Source organism: Arthrobacter sp. zg-Y895, assembly GCF_020731025.1.
In the GTDB taxonomy this organism is placed as follows: domain Bacteria; phylum Actinomycetota; class Actinomycetes; order Actinomycetales; family Micrococcaceae; genus Arthrobacter_B.
Window position 1 is genome coordinate 117,065 of record NZ_JAJFZY010000001.1, and the last position, 19,568, is coordinate 136,632.

General features: G+C 67.1%; 19 protein-coding genes and 1 tRNA gene. 10 read left to right on the forward strand and 10 right to left on the reverse strand.

Annotation, left to right across the window (positions count from 1 at the left end):
• The first annotated feature begins 58 nt into the window (after positions 1–58).
• A tRNA-Arg gene (locus LJ760_RS00525) sits at positions 59–131 on the forward strand.
• Between the two features lie 67 nt (positions 132–198).
• Here the strand turns inward: LJ760_RS00525 and LJ760_RS00530 are convergent.
• Positions 199–756, reverse strand: coding sequence for a DUF6176 family protein (locus tag LJ760_RS00530; RefSeq protein WP_227918288.1), 558 nt, complete (start codon positions 754–756; stop codon positions 199–201).
• A 200-nt stretch (positions 757–956) separates the two neighbouring features.
• Here LJ760_RS00530 and LJ760_RS00535 point away from each other — a divergent pair, with 200 nt between their 5' ends.
• The 6 genes from LJ760_RS00535 to LJ760_RS00560 all read left to right on the forward strand — a co-directional run bounded on the left by LJ760_RS00535 (position 957) and on the right by LJ760_RS00560 (position 6,436).
• Positions 957–1,535: a TetR/AcrR family transcriptional regulator gene (locus LJ760_RS00535; protein WP_227918289.1), complete on the forward strand. Its 579-nt coding sequence runs from the start codon at positions 957–959 to the stop codon at positions 1,533–1,535.
• A gap of 114 nt (positions 1,536–1,649) precedes the next feature.
• Positions 1,650–2,435, forward strand: a complete 786-nt coding sequence (locus tag LJ760_RS00540; RefSeq protein ID WP_227918290.1) for an ABC transporter ATP-binding protein — start codon at positions 1,650–1,652, stop codon at positions 2,433–2,435.
• Complete coding sequence (locus LJ760_RS00545) at positions 2,432–3,151, forward strand: ABC transporter ATP-binding protein (protein WP_227918291.1); 720 nt, start codon at positions 2,432–2,434, stop codon at positions 3,149–3,151. The genes LJ760_RS00540 and LJ760_RS00545 overlap by 4 nt, the downstream gene beginning before the upstream one ends.
• Complete coding sequence (locus tag LJ760_RS00550) at positions 3,151–4,029, forward strand: branched-chain amino acid ABC transporter permease (protein WP_227918292.1); 879 nt, start codon at positions 3,151–3,153, stop codon at positions 4,027–4,029. The genes LJ760_RS00545 and LJ760_RS00550 overlap by 1 nt, the downstream gene beginning before the upstream one ends.
• Positions 4,026–5,159 (forward strand): branched-chain amino acid ABC transporter permease, encoded by a 1,134-nt coding sequence (locus LJ760_RS00555; RefSeq protein WP_227918293.1) that lies wholly within the window; start codon positions 4,026–4,028, stop codon positions 5,157–5,159. The genes LJ760_RS00550 and LJ760_RS00555 overlap by 4 nt, the downstream gene beginning before the upstream one ends.
• Positions 5,159–6,436, forward strand: a complete 1,278-nt coding sequence (locus LJ760_RS00560; RefSeq protein WP_227918294.1) for an ABC transporter substrate-binding protein — start codon at positions 5,159–5,161, stop codon at positions 6,434–6,436. The genes LJ760_RS00555 and LJ760_RS00560 overlap by 1 nt, the downstream gene beginning before the upstream one ends.
• 119 nt (positions 6,437–6,555) lie before the next feature.
• On the opposite strand, the gene LJ760_RS00565 is transcribed toward LJ760_RS00560, so the two are convergent.
• The 3 genes from LJ760_RS00565 to LJ760_RS00575 all read right to left on the reverse strand — a co-directional run bounded on the left by LJ760_RS00565 (position 6,556) and on the right by LJ760_RS00575 (position 8,869).
• On the reverse strand, positions 6,556–7,008 hold the full coding sequence (locus LJ760_RS00565) for a MaoC family dehydratase (protein ID WP_227918295.1): 453 nt from the start codon (positions 7,006–7,008) through the stop codon (positions 6,556–6,558).
• A gap of 2 nt (positions 7,009–7,010) precedes the next feature.
• Positions 7,011–7,784, reverse strand: a complete 774-nt coding sequence (gene fabG / locus LJ760_RS00570) for a 3-oxoacyl-ACP reductase FabG (RefSeq protein WP_227918296.1) — start codon at positions 7,782–7,784, stop codon at positions 7,011–7,013.
• Positions 7,785–7,891: 107 nt separating this feature from the next.
• Complete coding sequence (locus tag LJ760_RS00575; RefSeq protein WP_227918533.1) at positions 7,892–8,869, reverse strand: GlxA family transcriptional regulator; 978 nt, start codon at positions 8,867–8,869, stop codon at positions 7,892–7,894.
• Between the two features lie 342 nt (positions 8,870–9,211).
• On the opposite strand from LJ760_RS00575, the gene LJ760_RS00580 reads away from it, so the two are divergent.
• Both LJ760_RS00580 and hrpA read left to right on the forward strand, forming a co-directional pair.
• Positions 9,212–10,210 carry a helix-turn-helix transcriptional regulator gene (locus LJ760_RS00580; protein WP_227918297.1) on the forward strand — a complete coding sequence of 333 codons (999 nt, stop codon included), beginning with the start codon at positions 9,212–9,214 and terminating at the stop codon, positions 10,208–10,210.
• A 13-nt stretch (positions 10,211–10,223) separates the two neighbouring features.
• The gene (gene hrpA / locus LJ760_RS00585) at positions 10,224–14,132 is read left to right on the forward strand and encodes an ATP-dependent RNA helicase HrpA (protein WP_227918298.1); all 3,909 of its coding nucleotides are present in this window, start codon (positions 10,224–10,226) and stop codon (positions 14,130–14,132) included.
• Positions 14,133–14,176: 44 nt separating this feature from the next.
• On the opposite strand, the gene LJ760_RS00590 is transcribed toward hrpA, so the two are convergent.
• From LJ760_RS00590 to LJ760_RS00600, 3 genes are all read right to left on the reverse strand, one after another.
• The gene (locus LJ760_RS00590) at positions 14,177–14,605 is read right to left on the reverse strand and encodes an HIT family protein (RefSeq protein WP_227918299.1); all 429 of its coding nucleotides are present in this window, start codon (positions 14,603–14,605) and stop codon (positions 14,177–14,179) included.
• A gap of 93 nt (positions 14,606–14,698) precedes the next feature.
• Complete coding sequence (locus tag LJ760_RS00595; RefSeq protein ID WP_227918300.1) at positions 14,699–15,565, reverse strand: sulfurtransferase; 867 nt, start codon at positions 15,563–15,565, stop codon at positions 14,699–14,701.
• Positions 15,565–16,224: an MBL fold metallo-hydrolase gene (locus LJ760_RS00600; RefSeq protein WP_227918301.1), complete on the reverse strand. Its 660-nt coding sequence runs from the start codon at positions 16,222–16,224 to the stop codon at positions 15,565–15,567. Before LJ760_RS00600 ends, LJ760_RS00595 begins: the two co-directional genes overlap by 1 nt.
• A 132-nt stretch (positions 16,225–16,356) precedes the next feature.
• Between LJ760_RS00600 and LJ760_RS00605 the strand changes: the two genes are divergently transcribed.
• Complete coding sequence (locus LJ760_RS00605; protein WP_227918302.1) at positions 16,357–16,788, forward strand: Fur family transcriptional regulator; 432 nt, start codon at positions 16,357–16,359, stop codon at positions 16,786–16,788.
• Here the strand turns inward: LJ760_RS00605 and LJ760_RS00610 are convergent.
• Genes LJ760_RS00610 through LJ760_RS00620 form a run of 3 tightly spaced genes read right to left on the reverse strand, consistent with a single transcriptional unit; the run spans position 16,785 to position 19,469 of the window.
• The gene (locus tag LJ760_RS00610; RefSeq protein WP_227918303.1) at positions 16,785–17,672 is read right to left on the reverse strand and encodes a metal ABC transporter permease; all 888 of its coding nucleotides are present in this window, start codon (positions 17,670–17,672) and stop codon (positions 16,785–16,787) included. The two genes, LJ760_RS00605 and LJ760_RS00610, sit on opposite strands and share 4 nt — an antisense overlap.
• Positions 17,659–18,459 (reverse strand): metal ABC transporter ATP-binding protein, encoded by an 801-nt coding sequence (locus LJ760_RS00615; RefSeq protein ID WP_227918534.1) that lies wholly within the window; start codon positions 18,457–18,459, stop codon positions 17,659–17,661. The genes LJ760_RS00610 and LJ760_RS00615 overlap by 14 nt, the downstream gene beginning before the upstream one ends.
• A gap of 26 nt (positions 18,460–18,485) precedes the next feature.
• On the reverse strand, positions 18,486–19,469 hold the full coding sequence (locus LJ760_RS00620; RefSeq protein ID WP_227918304.1) for a metal ABC transporter solute-binding protein, Zn/Mn family: 984 nt from the start codon (positions 19,467–19,469) through the stop codon (positions 18,486–18,488).
• Positions 19,470–19,568 lie beyond the last annotated feature (99 nt).

Sequence of the window (19,568 nt, forward strand, 5' to 3'; positions counted from 1 at the left end):
CCTGAAACCTGCTAAGCTTCTTGAGTCCCACAGGACCTGCCGGTTTACCGGAGTCCTTGCCCTCGTAGCTCAGGGGATAGAGCGGTTGCCTCCGGAGCAACAGGCCGTAGGTTCGAATCCTATCGAGGGCACATTGAGACATAAGAGAAGAACCCCGCAGCCCCCGGCTGCGGGGTTCTTCTTGTTTTGCGCCTGCGCCTAGGCCCCGGAGTCCCCGGCAGCGCCGGCAACACCCTCTGCCCCGGCAGCTCCGACGGCCCTGGCAACACCCTCTGCCCCGGCAGCTCCGACGGCCCTGGCAACACCCTCAGCCCCGGCAGCCCCGGCATCCTCGACGGCGGCACGCACTGCCGGCGGGCAAAGGAAGAACCGCGGCTGAAGCTCCTCCCACCCGGGATGCTTGGTCAGTTTCCCGTACTCCAGATGTGCCTGGTCCAAGGGGTTGTCGGGTACGAGCCCGGGGCTCGCATTTCCCATCAGCTGGAAGTGGTACATCCACCAGGACCCGTCCGCCTCCTGGTTCAGGAACGTGGCTTCCAGCGCCATGAGTTCCCTGCCCAGCGTGGCCAGGCATTCGTCGTAGCGCTCGTGGAGCATTGTCATCCAGTCGTCGAACGAAGACTCGCGGGAATCCAGCAGCCGTGCCCTGCTCAACTCCATCCGCATGCCCTGCGGCACGGACGGCGGCATGGTCCAGCCGGGGAAGTCCCGGGCAGCAGGCTCGAACGGAATGGGCGGGTGCACGGAAGGAGTCATGCGCACGACTTTAGGGGAACCGCCGGGGACGCATGGGACGCTTCACGCACGGGCTGAAGGGGTGTCGGGACCGCCCGCCGGAATTCTTTCGGCCAAACCCTTGCGCAGCCTGCCCCCTTCGGGGTTATGGTGTTCGCACATACCAACCGGTCGGTTCCTACCGCCGGTCCGCATCACGAGAAACCCGGACACCACCCCGCATGAAGACCCTGAACATCAAGGAAGAGCTCGCACGGACCTCCGTGGAGCTTTTCGCGCGGCACGGCTACGCAAAAACGAGCGTGCAGCAGATCGTTGACGCGGCAGGGGTGACGAAAGGCGCTCTCTATCACTACTTCAATTCCAAGGACGACCTGCTCTTTGACATCTACGACCGCATCCTGACCCTCCAGCGCGAGCACCTGACCGAGATTATCGGGCGGGGGCTGCCGGCGGTTGAAACCATGCGCCTGGTCTGCGAGGACGTGATCATGACGTCCATCGACTGGATCCGTGAAGGATCCGTGTTCTTCCGCTCCCAGCACATGCTCAGCGAGGACCGTCAAGAGGAAGTGAAGCGGAGGCGACGCGAATACAACGAGGCGTTCACCGCCCTACTGGTCCGCGGCCAGTCCGACGGCGTCTTCCGCACCGATATTCCGATACCTGTGCTGGCGGCCAACTTCTTCTCCGACCCGCATTATCTCTCGTACTGGTACTCCCCCGGCGGGTCCATCAGCCGCGAACAGGCAGCGGCGCAACTGACCGATCTTTACCTGGCCGGACTGCAGGCAAAGTAACCGATTTACCGCACCAGATCACCACAGCACCTCCTCAATACCGCACCACCGCACCTCCCGCACCACCTTCAAGACAGCACCATGCAAGGTTAGAGCAGAGACGATGGAGTACTCATGCAGGAGCAACATACCGACCGGTCGGAACCGCCGCGTCTCCGCTTGGACGGGATCACCGTTCGGTTCGGCGGACTCACCGCGCTGGACTCGGTGTCCCTGGACATCCCCGCAGGCAGGATCGTGGGGGTCATGGGTCCCAACGGAGCAGGAAAGACCACCCTGTTCAACGTGATCTGCGGGGTGTTCCCACCCACGGAAGGCAGCTTGGAGCTGGATGGACAGGGATTCATCCCTCGTCCGCACCGCCTGACCCGCTTCGGAGTAGCACGCACCCTGCAGGGGCTCGGCCTGTTCCCCGGGTTGACCGTGCTGCAGAACGTCACGGCAGGTTTGGCAGCCGGCTCACGCGGAGGGCTCGATCTCCTGGCCCTGCCGGGCTCCGTCCGACGCGAAGCCCGGCTCGCGGAGCGGTCGATGGAAGCACTGGAGGCCCTCGGCATTGCCGGGTACGCTGCCTCCCTGCCCGACACCCTCCCCTACGGAATCCGCAAGAAGGTGGCCCTGGCCCGGGCACTGGTCAGCGAACCGAGGCTGCTGCTGCTGGATGAACCTGCCGGCGGACTGAGCCATGACGACATTGAGGAACTGGCTTCCATCATCCGCACCGTACCCGGAGACGGGTGTTCGGTGGTGCTCGTGGAACATCACGTGGACCTGGTCATGGAGGTCTGCGACCGCATCGCCGTGCTGGACTTCGGCCGCCTCATCGCCGAAGGCACACCAGCCGAAATCGGCGCCGATCCGGCCGTCGCAGATGCCTATCTGGGAGTTGAGGTGGCATGACCGGCGCACTGGTATTGGAAGGCGTCAGTGCAGGCTACGGCGCCGTCCGCGTACTGCACGGGATCGACCTGTCCGTTCCGGAAGGCTCCATCACCACTGTTGTGGGGGCCAACGGCGCCGGAAAGACCACCCTCCTGCGGACCATCACCGGCCAGCTGCGGCCCTCGGCCGGCAGCATCCGCATCAAGGACGGCAAGGACCTGACCCGGGTGCCGGTCGAGGACATGGTGCGCCACGGCGTCGCGCTGGTTCCCGAAGGCCGCGGCGTCATCACCGAACTGACGGTGGATGAAAACCTGCGCCTGGGCGGACTGTGGCGGAAGGACCGTAAGGCAGCGGATGAGGTGCTCACTGGGATGTACGAACTCTTCGAGCCGCTTGCACGACGCCGGAAGGCTGCCGGACACCAGCTCTCCGGCGGCGAGCGCCAGATGCTTGCGCTGGGGCGGGCCCTGATGGCCGCACCGTCGCTCCTCCTGCTGGACGAGCCGTCCCTGGGGCTGGCACCCAAGGTGACCGCACAGATCCTGGGCATGCTGCGCCGCCTCCGCGACGACACCGGCCTGACCGTACTGCTGATCGAGCAGAACGTCCGGAGCGCGCTCGCGGTCGCGGACCACGGCGTCGTACTCAACCTGGGCCGGATTGTCGCCTCACGGCCGGCGGCCGAGCTGGCCGAAGACACCGACCTCCGCCACACCTACCTGGGGTTCTAATGGACAGATTTCTTTTCCTCACCTTTGACGGCCTCGCCCGCGGGGCAGTACTTGCTGCCTTCGCGCTCTCCCTGGTGCTGATCTGGCGTGCCGCCCGGATCGTGAACTTTGCGCAGGGCGCCATGGCGGTGGCGGCAACCTACATCGCCTTCACGGTCACCGCCCTCACCGGGAGCTACTGGGCGGGACTTGCCGCAGCGCTCCTAGCGGGTTTCCTGATCGGAGCCCTGGTGGAACGCGGCGTTATGCGCTTTGTGGGCAACGGCTCCGCCTTGAATCCGGTCATTGCCGGCCTCGGCCTGCTGATGCTGATCCAGGCCATCCTGGGCATGGTGTTCGGGAACAGCTACCGGACCATGGTGACGCCGTTCAGCTCAAACCCGGTGGAGATCTTCGGCATCACCGTCTTCTCCTCCTATGACCTCTTCGTGTTTGCCTGCATAGCCCTTTTGGTCGGCGGCCTGGTCCTGCTGTTCACGAAGACGCCGCTGGGACTGCGGCTGCGGGCCTCCGCCTTCGCCCCCGATCTGGCCCGGCTCCTCGGCGTGCGGACCTCGCGGATGCTCACCCTTGGCTGGGCCATGTCCTCCGCCCTGGGCGCACTCGCCGCCCTGCTGGTCATCCCCACCGAACTGGGGCTCAACCCGCATGCCGCGGACACGGTCTTCGTCTATGCGTTCACCGTTGCCGTCATCGGCGGACTGGACTCCCCCGCCGGTGCCGTCCTGGGCGGATTGGCGGTGGGCGTGCTGCTGAGCTGGGTCAGCGGCTACGGGGGCGCCACGCTGGCTCCCATCGCCATCCTGGTCCTGCTGCTGGCCGTGCTGCTGGTCCGCCCCGGCGGAATCTTCTCAATGACCAAGGAGCGGACGGTATGAGCGTCACCAAGCGGTACGGCTTTGCCGGGGCAGCGATGGTCCTGCTGATTGGCCTCACGTTCGTCATCCCGTCGTTCTCCTCGTATCAGCTCGCCATTGCCTGCGCCTATCTGTGCGGCATCGCCGGACTCACCCTGCTGACGGGCGCCGGCGGCCAGCTGTCCCTTGGGCAGGCAGCCCTCATGGCCGCCGGAGCGTACAGCTACGCGTTGACCGCCAACACGATGGCCGACGCCGGCACGGAGGGCCCGCTGCTGCTCCTGGTGCCGCTGGTTGCAGCCGTCATCGGTGCAGCCGTCCTCGGCCTGGTGATCGGACTCGCTGCCGGGCGGCTTCACGGCCCCTATCTGGCCGGGTTCACCATGGCGCTGGTGGTGGCCCTTCCCGCGGTCACCAGCACCTTTTCCTCAGTGCTCGGCGGCGACCAGGGTTTGTGGATCTCCGTGGAAAAACGCCCGTCCTCGCTGCGCGGCATGGTGTCGAATGAAGCGTGGCAGGCGTGGCTCGCCGTCGTCTGTTCCGTCCTGGTCCTGACCCTGCTGGCGAACCTGCTGCACGGACGCTTCGGCCGGCACTTGAGGGCCGTGCGGGACAACCCGGTGGCGGCGGCACTCGCCGGCATCAACCCGGCCCGCACCAAAGTCACCGCCTTCGTCCTCAGCTCGGCCGCAGCCGGCATGGGCGGCGGCCTGCTGGCGTACACCACGCAGAGTGCCAGTCCAGGGGCCTATTCACTGGTGTTCTCCCTCTTCCTGCTCATGGCCGCCGTGGTCGGCGGCATCGGTTCCCTGACCGGAGCAGTCTGGGGCGCCGTGCTCCTGGTTGCCCTGCCGCATCTGATCAGCACGGCCACTTCCCGGCTCGAACTCTCCACGGACCTGGCCCAGCGGCTGGACGGCAACCTTGCGGTTGCCATCTTCGGACTGGTCCTGGTCCTCGTGGTGCTGCTGGCCCCGCAGGGCATCCAGGGCCTGCTGGTCCGGGCCGGCCGCCGGCTGGGTCCGTCCCGTTCCGTTTCCGTTCCGCCGCAGTCCCCCAAAACCGCACCATCACCAGCATCCAGTACACCAACCCGGTTATCCGCCCGGCACGAGCCCGAGCAGCTACCGGCAACCCCGAAAGGTCAATGATGATCCGTTCCAAGCTCCGACTGGGTACCGCCGTCCTTGCAGCCGCTGCCCTCGGCCTGGCTTCATGTGCTTCACCGGACGAAGGGGGCGAGCCAGCTGCCGAAGACGTTCCCGGAATCACCGACACCACCGTCACCGTCGGCACCCACCAGCCGCTCACCGGACCGGCAGCGGCCGGCTACTCCACGATTTCACCGGCCACGAAGGCGTACTTCGACTACGTGAACGATAACGGCGGAGTCAACGGCCGCACCATTGAGTACATCGTGAAGGATGACGGCTACAACCCCGCCAACACCCAGACAGCGGTACGCGAGATGGTGCTCCAGGACGAGGTCTTCGCCCTGGTGGGCGGTCTCGGCACGCCGCCGCACAGCGCCGTCCTGGACTTCGTGAACGACAACGAGGTGCCGGATCTCTTCGTGGCTTCCGGCAGTCCCACCTGGAACCAGCCCGAGGACTACCCGTACACCTACGGTTTCATGGTGGATTACCCCACCGAGTCCCGGATCCTGGCCACTTACGCGCAGGAAGAGTTCCCGGACAAGACCTACTGCTTCTTCGGCCAGGATGATGACTTCGGCGAGGAATTCCAGGCGGGGCTTGAAGCGGTGCTCGGAGAGGACGGCCTGGCCGACGCCCAGGTCTATTCCACGGCCAATACCGACATCGCGGCGCAGATCAGTGCGATGAAGGAAGCCGGCTGCGAGGTGAACTTCCTGGCCACCATCAACGGCTTCAGCGCCCAGGCAGTGGGGACGGCCGCAAAGCTCGGCTACTTCCCGCAGTGGATGGCGTCCTCGGCCGGCGGAGACTACAACACCCTGTCCGGATACCTGGGCGAGAACACGAACAAGCTGCTCCAGGGCTTCGTCAGCGCCAACTACCTCCCTGCCTACTCGGACACCGAGGACGAATGGACGGCAAAATTCGCCGAGATCAACGAGGAATACAACGCCGGGGCTCCGTTTGACGGCAACACCATTTTCGGAATGTCCATCGGCTACCTCTTCGTTGAGGCACTCAAGGAAGCCGGGGAGAACCCGACCCGGGAGTCCCTGCTCGAAGCACTCGAATCCGGCAACGTCACCGGCAACGGCCACGCACCGCTGGGCTTCGGCGAAGACAGCCACCAGGGATACACCGGCGCAATGCTGACCCGGGTGGACAACGGCGTGCAGTCCTACTTCGGCACCCCGTTCGTCGTAACAGGTGACGAGGTGGAGGAGTACACCGAAGAACGGCCTGCCATGCCGGCAGACGGCCTGCCCGAGTAGGGGCGGCGCCGGCCAACCGGCAAGCAAAGCCGGCAACCGGCACGCAGGCAGCCCAACAGAAACGAGGGCCCGTCCAAATCGGACGGGCCCTCGTTTCTGTTGCAGCGGTGCCGGGTCAGCTACCCCAGCACGTAAAGCGAAATCGACTCCGCGACGCAGGCAGGCTTGTCCACGCCCTCAATCTCGATGGTGACCAGGAGTTTGACCCGCACGCCCTGTGCCACGGTCTCCACCGAGATGACCTCCGACCGGGCACGCACCCGGCTGCCCACCGGCACCGGGTGGGGGAAACGCACCCGGTCCAGGCCGTAGTTCACCCCCATCACCATCCCGTCCACCCGGAACCGGCCGGAGGCGAGCGCCGGCAGCAGGGCCAGGCTCAGATAGCCGTGCGCAATGGTGCCGCCGAAGGGACCCTTGGCCGCCCGTTCGGAATCCACATGGATCCACTGGTGGTCATCAGTGGCCTCGGCGAACAGGTTCACGCGTTCCTGGTCAATGAGGACCCACTCGCTGGTCTCCTGGTGCCCCACTGCCTCCTCGAGTTCCTGCACGGAACCGAAATGCGCCACCGCTAGGCCTTCGGTCCGCCGGCGACGTAGAGCACCTGTCCCGAAACGAACGAGGCCTCTTCGCGGGCAAAGAAGGACGCCGCCGCAGCGATGTCCGCCGGGTTCCCGGCCCGTCCCACGGGAATCTCCTTCGCCGCATGCGCCACGAAGTCTTCGAACGGCACTCCCACGCGTTCCGCCGTCGCCCGCGTCATGTCCGTCTGGATGAAGCCGGGGGCAATCGCGTTGACCGTGACGTTGTAGCGGCCCAGTTCGATGGCCAGCGTCTTGGTGAAACCCTGGATGCCGGCCTTCGCGGCGGCGTAGTTCGCCTGGCCCCGGTTGCCGAGGGCGGAAGTGCTGGAGAGGTTGATGATGCGCCCCCATTTCTGCTGCACCTGGTGCGCCTGCACCGCCCGGCTCATGAGGAACGCTCCGCGCAGGTGCACGCCCATCACGGCATCCCAGTCCGTGTCCGTCATCTTGAACAGCAGGTTGTCCCGGAGGATGCCGGCGTTGTTGACCAGAATGGTGGGCGCCCCCAGTTCCTCGGCGATGCGGCCCACTGCCTGCTCGACGGCGGCGGCATCGGCGACGTCGGCGCCTACGCCCACGGCCTTGCCCCCGGAGTTGTTGATGGCCTCCACGGTGGCGGCCGTGTCCTCCTCCCGCAGGTCAAGGACGGCGACGCGGTGTCCGTCCGCTGCGAGCCGCATGGCAACCGCTGCGCCGATCCCGCGTCCTGCTCCGGTGACGACGGCGGTGCGCTGGTCCAATTGTGCTGGTGCCTCTGTCATGTTTCTCCTGCCGGTGGCGGCAGCCCACGGAGTGTGTGCTGCGTCTCTTTTGCCGAGGGTACCGACCGGACGGTACGGGCGCAACGGGAGGCCGGCAAGCCCGGGTCTCAGCGGGGCTGGCGTACGGTGCCGCCCCGGAAGGTCCGACGGTAGGCGGCAGGGCTGGCCCCGACATCCCGGTGGAAGTGGTGGCGCAGCAGTTCGGGCTGGCCGAATCCTGCAGCCCGCGCCACCTCCTCGATGCCGAGGTCCGTGTCTTCCAGCAGTTCCTGCGCGTAAAGCACCCGCTGCGCGTTGATCCAGGCAGCCGGAGTTGCCCCGGTTTCGGCCCGGAAGCGGCGGGCGAAGGTCCGCGGCGACATGGCCGCCCGTGCTGCCAGCGCCTTGACGGAATGTTCCTGCGCCAGATGTTCACCGATCCATTCCAGTACCGGCTCAAGGGTGTCGCCGACACCGCCCGGCACGGCGCGGTCAATGTACTGTGCCTGTCCCCCGTCCCGATGGGGCGGCACCACCATGTCGCGGGCAATGGCGGCAGCGGTCTTTGCCCCGCATTCAACGCGGACCAGATGCAGCGCCGCGTCAATCCCGGCCGCGGTGCCGGCGCTGGTGATGACGGTGCCGTCCTGGACGTACAGCACATCCTCGTCCACGTGGACGGCCGGATAGCGGGCGGCCAGATCCGCCGAGTACATCCAGTGCGTGGTGGCCCGCCGGCCGTCCAGCAGCCCGGCCTCGGCGAGGCGGAAGGCGCCCGTACAGATACTCATTACCCAGGCACCGCGCTGATGGGCGTCGCGCAGTACATCCAGGACCCGTGTATCCGTTCCCATCGCGTCGTAGTCCCCGCCGGGGGCCATCACTACGAGGTCTGCCTCCGCCGCTGCCTCCAGCCCGGCGTCTACGGTGATGCTGAAGCCGGTCTTGGTGGACACCAGGCCGGGGTCCGGAGTGCAGAGCCGGAAATCAAAGGCGGGCACTCCCCCGCCGCGGCGGGATCGGTCGATGCCGAACACCTCTGCCATCACGCTGAACTCGAACGGTGACACGCCGTCCAGGACTATGACCGCTACCGATTGGAGCATGCCGCCAGTGTGCTCCTCCGATGGCAGGATTTCTACGGTAATGGGCATTTCAGCCACTTATTCTCCTGCGGATCCGGCGCCAGCATGGAGGCATGGTTATCGTGCTCTTGATCCTCGCCGCAGCTGTTGCGTTCGCACTTGTTCTCCGCGCGACCGTCCGTGCGTTGTCCAGTGACGGTCACGGCCGGCTCCCCAACGTCCCGTCCCACCGTTCGTGGGACGGGACCGTCTACTGACCCGCCTACTGACCCGCCGACTCCCCGCCGACAAAGGCAGCCACCCGGCCGGAATAGTTCCGGAACAGGTCAGCTTTCGACCGCATTGGCGCGTAGTTTTGATTCCATGTTGGAGACTTCCGCTCGGCTCCTGCAGCTGCTTTCGCTGCTGCAGCTGCGGCGCGAGTGGACCGGGGCAGCGCTCGCGGAACGGTTGTCCATTACCGAACGCACGGTACGCCGGGACATCGGCAAGCTGCGCACCCTCGGGTATCCCATCTCAGCATCCCCGGGCATTGCCGGCGGTTACCAGCTCGGGGCCGGCGCGCAGCTGCCGCCGCTGCTGCTCGACGACGACGAAGCCCTCGCCGTCGCACTCGGGCTTGCCGCCGTGGCAACCGGGCCGGTGACCGGGATCGGGGAAGCCTCGGTCCGGGCACTGGCAAAGCTGGAACAGGTCCTGCCCGGGCGGCTCCGGCCCAAGTTCTCCGCCCTGCGCGAATCCGTCTCCACGTTGGCCGGGCCGCCGGGCGGCGTCGACCCGGTGATCCTCACCGCCTTTTCCGCCGGCATCACCGAGCACCGGGTCCTGAGCTTCCGTTACACCGCGGCCGACGGCGGCTCCGGACGCCGGATCGTGGAACCCTACCGGCTGGTCGGCACAGGCCGGCGCTGGTACGCCGTCGCGTGGGACCTGGACCGCTCCGACTGGCGGACCTTCCGGGTGGACCGCTGCACCAGTACGCCCGCCCCGCGCGAGCGGTTCGCGCCCCGGCCCCTCCCGGCCCGGGACCTCGCCGCGTACGTCCAGGAATCGATTACCCGCAACCCCTACCGCTACACCGTGGTGGTGCGGCTGGCTGCACCGCTGGCGGCGGTTGCCGAGCGGGTGCCCCCGGATGTGGCCAGCATCGAAGCGGACGGCCCCGGGCACACCATCGTGCGCGGCGGCTGGGATTCCCTGGACCTGCCCCTGATCAACCTGACCGCCTGGGGTGTGCCCTTCGAAATCCTCGACCCGCCGGAGATGCGCGAGCGGGCCCGCCGCGCAGTCGCCCTGCTGCAGCGCGCCATCGAAATCCCGCCCACGGCGGAATCCGGAAAGACCGTCCGGCCAAGCCACTAGACTGGTGGCAATCATGGCACTGACAATTTCCTATCCCGAACAGCTGCCCGTTTCCGAGCGCCGCGAAGACATCATGGCAGCGATTGCCGCCAACCAGGTCACCGTCATCGCGGGCGAAACCGGGTCCGGAAAAACCACGCAGATTCCGAAGATGTGCCTGGAACTGGGCCTGGCCGAGAACGGCCTGATCGGGCACACCCAGCCCCGGCGCCTTGCCGCGCGCACCGTCGCGGAGCGGATCGCTTCCGAGCTCGACGTCGAGCTCGGCGAGGAAGTGGGCTTCCAGGTCCGCTTCACCGGTGAGACCGGCCGGAAAACCAAGGTCAAGCTGATGACCGACGGCATCCTGCTGGCCGAGATCCGCCATGATCCGAAGCTGAAGAAGTACAGCACCATCATCATCGATGAGGCCCACGAGCGCAGCCTGAACATCGACTTCATTCTCGGGTACCTGCGCCGGCTGCTGCCGGCACGCCCTGACCTGAAGGTCATCATCACCTCGGCCACCATCGATCCGCAGCGGTTCGCCGAACACTTCGCCCTCAACGGCACCCCGGCACCCATCATCGAGGTGTCCGGCCGTACCTTCCCCGTGGAGATCCGCTACCGCCCGCTGAACCAGCCGGCGGACGGGGGCAGCGACGAAGACGGCATCGAAGACGAGCTGGAAGAGGACCGGGACCCGGTGGACGCCGTCTGCGACGCCGTCGACGAGCTTTCCCGCGAGGCACCCGGCGACGTCCTGGTGTTCTTCTCGGGCGAGCGGGAAATCCGTGATGCCGCAGAAGCCCTGCGTTCCTCCGTTTCCCGCAATCCCCGGCTGGCCAACACCGAAATCCTGCCGCTCTTCGCCCGGCTTTCCCTTGCCGAGCAGCACAAGGTCTTTTCCCCGGGCCGGAACCGCCGGATTGTCCTGGCCACCAACGTTGCCGAGACCTCCCTGACGGTTCCGGGCATCAAATACGTGATCGACACCGGCACGGCGCGCATCTCGCGCTATTCCCACCGCACCAAGGTCCAGCGGCTTCCGATCGAGCGGATTTCCCAGGCCTCCGCCAACCAGCGGTCAGGCCGCTGCGGCCGCGTTTCCGACGGCATCGCCATCCGGCTGTATTCGCAGGAGGACTTTGAGGCCCGGCCCGAATTCACCGATCCCGAAATCCTGCGCACCAACCTCGCCGCCGTGATCCTGCAGATGGCCGCCATGGGCGTGGCCAAGGGACCCAAGGACGTTGCCGACTTCCCGTTCGTCCAGCCTCCGGACTCCAAGGCAATCAACGACGGCGCCGTGCTGCTGCGCGAACTCGGGGCGCTGCACCCCCAGGGCGGCATCACCGAGGTGGGCCGCAAGCTCTCCCAGCTTCCGGTGGACCCCCGCCTGGGCCGGATGATTGTCGAAGCGGGCAACCGCGGCTGCACCAAGGAAGTCATGGTGCTCACTGCCGCCCTGACCATCCAGGATCCCCGCGAGCGCCCCTCCAAGGATGATCCCGCCCGGGCCCAGAAGGCCGCCGAAATGCACAAGCGGTTCGTGGACGAGAACTCCGACTTCACCGGCTTCCTGAACCTGTGGCGCTATGTGGAGGAAAAGCAGAAGGAGCTCTCCTCCTCGGCCTTCCGCCGCCTGTGCAAAAACGAGTTCCTGAACTTCCTGCGCATCCGCGAATGGCAGGACCTCTTTGCCCAGCTGCGGCAGCTGGCCAAGCCGCTGGGAATCACGCTCGCCCCGGAGCCGGTGGACCCGGTCGGCAAGTACCGGGAGATCCACATGTCCCTGCTGGCCGGCCTGCTCAGCCACATCGGCCTCTACGACCAGCGCAAGCGCGAATACGCCGGTGCACGCGGTACCCGGTTCGCGGTCTTCCCGGGCTCTGCGTTGTTCAAGAAGTCCCCGGACTGGGTGATGGCCGCCGAACTCGTGGAAACCTCGCGCCTGTGGGCACGGGTGGCGGCGAAGTTCGATCCGCTGTGGGCCGAGGAAGTGGCCCCGCACCTGGTCAAGCGCAGCTACAGCGAACCGCACTGGTCCAAGAGCCGCGGAGCCGTGATGGCCTATGAGAAGGTCACCCTCTACGGCGTACCGGTGGTTCCGCAGCGGAGCATCAACTACGGCCGCATCGACCCGGTGCTCTCCCGCGAAATGTTCATCCGTCATGCCCTGGTCGAGGGCGACTGGCGCACGCACCACAAGTTCTTCCACCGCAACCAGGCGCTGCTGGCCGAGGTGGAGGAGCTGGAGAACCGGGTCCGGCGCCGCGGGCTGCGCGTGGACGATGAAACCCTCTTCGAGTTCTACGACGAGCGGGTGGGCGCCGACGTCGTCTCCGAGCGGCACTTCGACAAGTGGTGGAAGCACGCCCGGCACGAAAACCCGTCCCTGCTGGACTTCGACCCGGACGCGCTGCGGACCGACGATGCCGAGGGCCTCGACGAGAACGACTTCCCGAAGTCCTTCTTCTACGGGTCCTTCGAACTCCCGCTCACCTACGAATTCACCCCCGGCGTCCCCTCGGCCAACGACGGCGTGACCGTCGAGGTGCCCGTATTGTTCCTGAACCAGCTCACCCCGGGGCCGTTTGCCTGGCAGATCCCGGGCCTCCGCGCGGAGCTGATTACGGCCCTGATCAAGTCCCTGCCCAAGGCGGTGCGGAAGAACTTCGTCCCGGCGCCCGACGTCGCCCGCTCGGCTGCCGCTGCGCTGGCTGCGGATTTCGACCCGGCATCGGACGAGCTGGAACCGTCCCTGGAGCTGGTGCTGCGCCGGTTGAAGGGTTCCATCATTCCCCCGGGGTCCTGGAACTGGGATGCCGTGCCGGACCACCTGCGGATGACGTTCACCGTGGTGGATTCCGCCGGACGGGTGCTGGACGAAGGCAAGGACCTGGCGGCGCTGCAGGAGTCCCTGGCCCCGGCCACGCGCCGCGCCATTGCCGAATCCCTCGGCGCCACCCCGTCCACCGTGCAGCCGCGCGGGCCCAAGGGCAAGGCCTCAGCTGCCGCAACCGGCAACGGTTCCATCGGCGCCGGCGGCGCTGGTTCCGGTTCCTCCGTAGCGGAGCAGACCGGCCTCACCGAGTGGAGCATCGGCACCTTGGAGAAGCAGGTCCAGCGGCTCGTGGCCGGCCACACCGTGACCGGCTACCCTGCGCTGGTGGACGAGGGCAGCACCGCCGGGGTGCGGATCTTCCAGAGTGCCGGCGAGCAGCAGGCCGCCATGCGTGCCGGCGTCATCCGGCTGCTGGTGCTGCGCGTTCCCAGCCCGGCCAAGTACGTGCTCGAGCACCTGAGCAACACCGAAAAGCTGACCTTCAGCCAGAACCCGCACGGCAGTGTGGCTGCGCTCATCGAGGACTGCACGCTGGCCGCGGTGGACAAGCTCACGCCGGAGAAACTCCCGTGGACGCGGGCCGAGTTCGACGCCCTGTATGAAACAGTGCGGGCCGAACTGATCGACACCGTCTTCACCGTCACGGCGATCGTGGAGAAGATCCTGGCCAGCACCCGGCGGATCACCAAGGCGCTCAAGGGCACCACCTCGCTGGCGCTGATCAGTGCCCTGAATGACATCAGGGCGCAGCTGGATGCCCTGGTGTACCCCGGTTTCGTGGCCCGCACCGGCTATGCGCAGCTGATGCACCTGCCCCGGTACCTGGCCGGTATTGAACGGCGGCTGGAGAAGCTTCCGGGCAACGTACAGCGGGACGGCCTGTCCATGGCCGTGATCCACCGCCTCGAGGACGAGTACGACGACGCCGTGGCGGCGCTTGCGCCCGGCCGCGGCACTCCCCCGGAACTCGCGGAGGTCCGCTGGTTGATCGAGGAGCTGCGGATCAGCTTCTTTGCACAGGAACTGGGAACGGCCCGGACCGTTTCGGAGAAACGGATCCGGACCGCCCTGAACTCAGCGCTGGCTCCGGCCTAGGCCGGGGCCCTCCCGGGCGCCTGGGCCGGGGCCTTCCCGGCTGCCTAGGCTGCGGGAACGAATTCCCCGTGCCCGGCGTCGCGCAGGCCCCGGCGCAGCTTTTCCGCGTTGGCCGCCATCCGCTCGGGATCCGGGTTGGATTCCGCCCGGCTGAAGTCGAAGTCCTGCAGCGAGTTGGCCGGCCAGACGTGCAGGTGCAGGTGGTCCACCTCGAAGCCGGCAATGCTGAGCCCGGCCCGCTCCGAGCCGAAGACGGCCACCTGCGACTGGCCGATGGCCTGCGCCACCGTGGTGAGCTTGCGCATCAGCTCCGCCGGTGCGTCCGTCCACTTGTTGATCTCCGCGCGCGGCACTACCAGGGTGTGTCCGTCGCTGAGCGGACCGATGCTGAGGAACGCGACGACGTCGTCGTCCTTCCAGACGAAATGTCCGGGAATCTCGCCGTTGATGATCCGGGTAAAGAGTGTAGGCATGGGTGCTCCTTCAGGTTGTCCCTTTGCGGCGGCAGCGGGCAGGGGTGCCCGCAGCGGCGGAGGAACGGGTCGGCCGGTAAACATGATTCGACGCTACCCCTTTTCCGGCGGGTTTTCGGGCCGGCCCGGATCCGCGCCAACGGCCGCAGGGGTGCCGGGGGTGTTGGACCACTGTGACCAGGAGCCCGGGTAGAGCGCCGCCGTGATGCCGGCCTGCGCCAGTGCGGCAACCTCGTGGGAGGCGAAGATCCCCGAACCGCAGTACGCCGCAACGGGCCGGTCCGGCCGCACGCCGAGGTCTTCGAAGGCGCGGGACAGTTCCCCAGGTGCACGGAAGCTGCCGTCCGGAGTGAGGTTGTCGGTGGAGGGCCGGTTGACCGCTCCCGGAATATGTCCGGCCCGGGGATCCACCGGTTCGGTTTCTCCGCGGTAACGTTCCGGTGCCCGGGCGTCGATGAGTACTCCCTCGGCGGCCACCCGGCTGACGTCCCGGCGGGAAGCCACCGGCATGTGCCCCCAGGACAGGTGCGCCGTCCCGGGCTTCGGCTGCACCGGACCGCTGTCCAGCGGCAGTCCTGACCTGCGCCAGGCCGCGAGGCCGCCGTCGAGCAGGAACACGTCCTTACAGCCGGCGTGCCGCAGCAGCCACCAGGCGCGTGCGGCGGCCGTGCCCCCGGCGTCGTCGTACACCACCACTGTGTCCCCGTCATTCAGGCCCCAGCTGCGGGCAGCCTCGGCGAAGGCAGCGGGATCCGGCAGGGGATGCCGCCCTTCCTCGGGAACGGCGGGGGCCGAAAGTGCGGTGTCCATATCCACGTACACCGCACCGGGCAGATGTTCGTGCAGGTACTTTTCCTCGCCGTCGGCAGCGCCCAGGACCCAGCGCACATCCAGCAGCACGGGCGGACGCGCCGTGCCGAGGCGTTCGTGCAGCTGCTGCGGGGAGATCAGGACATCCATTACAGGTCCACGATTTCCCCGGCGTCCAGATGCCGGAACTCGGTGCCGTAAACCTTGCCGAACCGGGTGACATGGCCCTCGACCATCCCCAGCCCCCGCTCATTCAAAAGCGCGTCGTGGATGGGATAGGCCCGCTCCGCACCGGTGGCGATGACGAAGTCGATGACCTCCCCCGCCTTGGACCAGGGTGCATGCATCGGCACCAGCACGGTCCGCGGCCGCAGCCCGTTGGGGACTACGAACGAATCCCCCGGGTGGTAGACCCGGCCTTCCACGAGGTAGCCGATGTTGGCCACGACCGGAATCAGCGGATGGATCAGGGCGTGCTGGCCGCCGAAGGACTGGATGCCGAAGCCGGCAACGGTGAAGCTGGTGTTGGGTTCAACATCGTGGATGCGGCCGCCCACCTCCTGCGGGGCTTCACTGCGAAGGAGTGCAGCGAGACCCGCCGGGGCATGGAGCTCCAGCGACGGCTGTTCCTGCATCGCGGCAAGCACCCGCGGGCGGTCCAGATGGTCCGCATGCTCGTGGGTCACCAGGATGGCATCGGCATCCTGCAGCGCTGTTTCAACTTCGGAAAAGGTGCCGGGATCCAGCACCAGGACGTGCCCGCCCTGCTCGAACCGGACACAGGAGTGCGTGAACTTCGTCATTTTCATAGCGCCACCCTACTCCGGAGGCGTTCGGCCGTGCAGGACGGGCGTTGCGGTACTGCTGATAATCTTGGGGTCTATCCATCCCTGCGGCCACGGTGCCGCCCGCCTGCCGTCCCACCCGCTGGAGGAACCTCCGTGTCACCCGAGACATCCCGGACATCCAAGCGCGCACCGGAGCAGCGTGTGACCCGCCAGCGCCTGGCAGTGGGCCGCACCCTGGATGAACTCGACGACTTTGTCAGCACCCAGGAACTCTTCCGGCTGTTGCAGGAGCGCGGCGAACGGGTTTCCCTGGCTACTACCTACCGGGTCCTGCAGTCCATGGCGGACGAAAACCTCGTGGACGTGCTGCGGGGCGGCGACGGCGAGGCGCTGTACCGCCGGTGCGCCGTCGAGCACCACCACCACCATCTGGTCTGCCGGAACTGCGGCAAGGCCGTGGAGGTGGAAGCACCTGAGGTGGAGAGCTGGGCCGCGGGCCTGGGCGCCAAGTACGGCTTCACCGAAGTGGCGCACACCGTTGAGGTCTTCGGCCTGTGCCCGGAGTGCAGCGCCCGTAAGGGCTAGGCTGCGGCCGTAGCCGTGTTGGCGCTGAGCTCCCTGCGCCGGTGCCCGCCGCGCGTGCGCCGGATGATCCGGCAGACCAGGTAGATCGCGAAGGACACCGTGGTGACGTACGGGCTGATTGGAATCCGGCCGCCCAGCGCCAGCAGGATGCCGCCGACCGAGGAGGCCAGCGCGAAGAGCACGCTCAGGAACACCACCAGGCGCGGCGAGGACGTCACGAGCAGGGCTGCCGCCGCGGGAGTAATCAGCAGGGAGAGCACCAGCAGGGCCCCCACCACCTGGATGGACAGTGCCACGGCCAGGCCTAACAGGAACATAAAGACAATCGACAGCATCCGCACGGGCACGCCGCGGGCCTCTGCGAGGTCCGGGTCCGCGCTGGCGAAGGTCAGGGGGCGCCAGATGAAGAGCAGGGCAGCCACCACGACGGCGGCAACCCCTGCCAGCAGGTTCAGCTGCACGGTATCCACCGCGACTATCTGGCCCGTCAGCAGCCCGAACTTGTTGGCGGAGCGGCCCTCGTAGAGGCCAAGGAACAGGATGCCCAGGCCCAGCCCGAAGGGCATGATGACGCCTATGATCGAGTTCCGGTCCCGGGCCCGCAGGCCCATGACCGCCAGCAGGACGGCTGCCGCCACCGATCCGACCAGCGAACCGACCACCACGTTCACTCCGATCAGCAGGGCAAAGGACGCCCCGGCGAAAGAGAGCTCGGCAATGCCGTGCACGGCGAAGGCCAGGTCACGCATCAGGACGAAGGTGCCGATCAGCCCGCCGACCAGGCCGAGGATCGCGGCGGCCCAGATGGAATTGCTCACCAGCGGAAGCAGCTCGCCGTAATCGCTGAAATCAAAAACCGCATCGAAGAAACTACGCAGGTCCAAGGTCGCCCTCGCTTTCTCCGTGGTGGTGGGTGGTGGCGTCCGGGATGCCCAGGACCACAATCCTGCCGTGGCTGCGCAGGACTTCGACGCGGCTGCCGTACATTTCCGAAAGCACGTCGCTGCGCAGGACTTCGGCGGGAGTGCCGGTGCGGAACTGTCCGCCGGCCAGGTACAGCACGCGGTCCACGTACTCGATGACGGGATTGATTTCGTGGGTCACGAAAACGACGGCGGCGCCGTCGTCATGGCAGCGCCGTTCGATCAGGGAGCTGATGGCCTGCTGGTGGTGCAGGTCCAGGGAGAGCAGCGGCTCGTCGCAGAGCAGCAGATCCGGGTTGGTGGCCAGTGCCTGGGCCGCGCGCAGGCGCTGCAGCTCGCCGCCGGAGAGCCGTCCCACGGGTTCATCCGCGTAGGACGTGGCCCCCACCTGCTCGAGCAGCCGGTCCACGCGGCGGCGCACCGGCTTTCCGCGCAGCCGCAGGCCCCAGCGGTCGCCGTCGACGCCGAGTCCCACCAGGTCCCGTCCACGCAGCGGGGTGCCGGGACTGAAGGACTTCTGCTGCGGGATGTAGCCGATGTCCTTGCTGCCCCGCTGCACGTTGCGGCCGTTGACGGTGACGGTGCCGCCGGTGAGCGGCTGCAGGCCCAGCAGGACCTTCAGGAAACTCGTTTTGCCTGATCCGTTTGGGCCGAGGACGGCGAGGAATTCACCGGCATTGATGTCCAGGTCCAGGTTCTTCCACAGGGTACGGTCCCCGTAGGACAGGCCTGCGTCCCGCAGGCGCACCACCGGGGCGGGCTGCCCGGAAGCATTCACTGCAGCACGCTTTCCATGTTGGCTGTGTTATCGGCCATCCACTGCAGGTAGTCCTGGCCCTCGGGAAGGGTTTCGGAGAAGTCCACCACGGGAACGCCAGCGTCCAGCGCGGCCTGGCGTACCGCCTCCGTCTGCGAGGTAGAGGTCTGTTGGTTGTAGCCAAGGAAGGCAATGGAGCCGCCCGTCACCAGGTCCTGCATGTCCTTCAGTACGTGCGGCGGAACATCCGAGCCTTCCTCGACGGCCTCCGTGAAGTCCGCCGGGGTGGCGTTGTGCAGCCCCGCCGCTTCCACGAGGTAGTCCGGCACAGGTTCGGTCAGGGCGACGTCGCGTCCGCCGGCGGTTTCCCGAACCGCGGCAAGGGAAGCGTCGATGTCCGCAATGCCCGCATTGAAGTCCGCGGCGTTGCTGCGGAACGTGCCTGCGGCATCGGCGTCCAGTTCGCCGAGGCGTTCGGCGGCGGCGTCGGCAAGCCGCCCCATGGCCTCGGGGCTGTACCAGACGTGTTCGTTGAAGGAGCCGTGGTGATGGCCGTGGTGGTCATCGCCCTCGTCGTGGCTCTCTTCCTCTTCTGCTGAGTCGGAGTCGGAGTCCTCGAGGCCGGAGATCTCCACGGCATTGAGGATGTTCTCGGCGGGGATGCCTTCGTCCGCCGCGAGCTTCTCCAGGAAGGTGTCGTAACCGCCGCCGTTGAGCACCACCAGGTCCGCCTTGGATACCGCGAGCCGGTCCCGCGCCGAGGCCTCGTAGGAGTGCGGATCCTGGCTGGGCCGGTCAATCAGGGCGGTCACTTCGACGTTGTCCCCGCCGATCCCGGTGAGGATGCTGCCGTAGACGTCGGTGGACGCCACCACGTTGATGACTCCTTCACTGCCCTCGGCTTCACCGCCGTCGCCCCCATTGCCGCCGCTGCAGCCGGTCAGGGCGAGTGCGGTTGCTGCAAGGAAGGTTCCGGCCAGGCGGACGGGAAAGCGGCGCATAAGGTTTGGTATCCCTGGGTAGGCGGTTCATGGCGGCGAAAACGGGCCCCGGCACCGCCGAAGCTTTTTCAGCATAACCTAAACGCGAATCATTCGCAT

Bases quoted from the DNA above. Each gene is read 5' to 3' on its own strand.
- LJ760_RS00530 (WP_227918288.1), bottom strand. From the start codon at position 756: ATGACTCCTTCCGTGCACCCGCCCATTCCGTTCGAGCCTGCTGCCCGG.
- LJ760_RS00535 (WP_227918289.1), top strand. From the start codon at position 957: ATGAAGACCCTGAACATCAAGGAAGAGCTCGCACGGACCTCCGTGGAG.
- LJ760_RS00540 (WP_227918290.1), top strand. From the start codon at position 1,650: ATGCAGGAGCAACATACCGACCGGTCGGAACCGCCGCGTCTCCGCTTG.
- LJ760_RS00545 (WP_227918291.1), top strand. From the start codon at position 2,432: ATGACCGGCGCACTGGTATTGGAAGGCGTCAGTGCAGGCTACGGCGCC.
- LJ760_RS00550 (WP_227918292.1), top strand. From the start codon at position 3,151: ATGGACAGATTTCTTTTCCTCACCTTTGACGGCCTCGCCCGCGGGGCA.
- LJ760_RS00555 (WP_227918293.1), top strand. From the start codon at position 4,026: ATGAGCGTCACCAAGCGGTACGGCTTTGCCGGGGCAGCGATGGTCCTG.
- LJ760_RS00560 (WP_227918294.1), top strand. From the start codon at position 5,159: ATGATCCGTTCCAAGCTCCGACTGGGTACCGCCGTCCTTGCAGCCGCT.
- fabG (WP_227918296.1), bottom strand. From the start codon at position 7,784: ATGACAGAGGCACCAGCACAATTGGACCAGCGCACCGCCGTCGTCACC.
- LJ760_RS00575 (WP_227918533.1), bottom strand. From the start codon at position 8,869: ATGCTCCAATCGGTAGCGGTCATAGTCCTGGACGGCGTGTCACCGTTC.
- LJ760_RS00580 (WP_227918297.1), top strand. From the start codon at position 9,212: ATGTTGGAGACTTCCGCTCGGCTCCTGCAGCTGCTTTCGCTGCTGCAG.
- hrpA (WP_227918298.1), top strand. From the start codon at position 10,224: ATGGCACTGACAATTTCCTATCCCGAACAGCTGCCCGTTTCCGAGCGC.
- LJ760_RS00590 (WP_227918299.1), bottom strand. From the start codon at position 14,605: ATGCCTACACTCTTTACCCGGATCATCAACGGCGAGATTCCCGGACAT.
- LJ760_RS00595 (WP_227918300.1), bottom strand. From the start codon at position 15,565: ATGGATGTCCTGATCTCCCCGCAGCAGCTGCACGAACGCCTCGGCACG.
- LJ760_RS00600 (WP_227918301.1), bottom strand. From the start codon at position 16,224: ATGAAAATGACGAAGTTCACGCACTCCTGTGTCCGGTTCGAGCAGGGC.
- LJ760_RS00620 (WP_227918304.1), bottom strand. From the start codon at position 19,469: ATGCGCCGCTTTCCCGTCCGCCTGGCCGGAACCTTCCTTGCAGCAACC.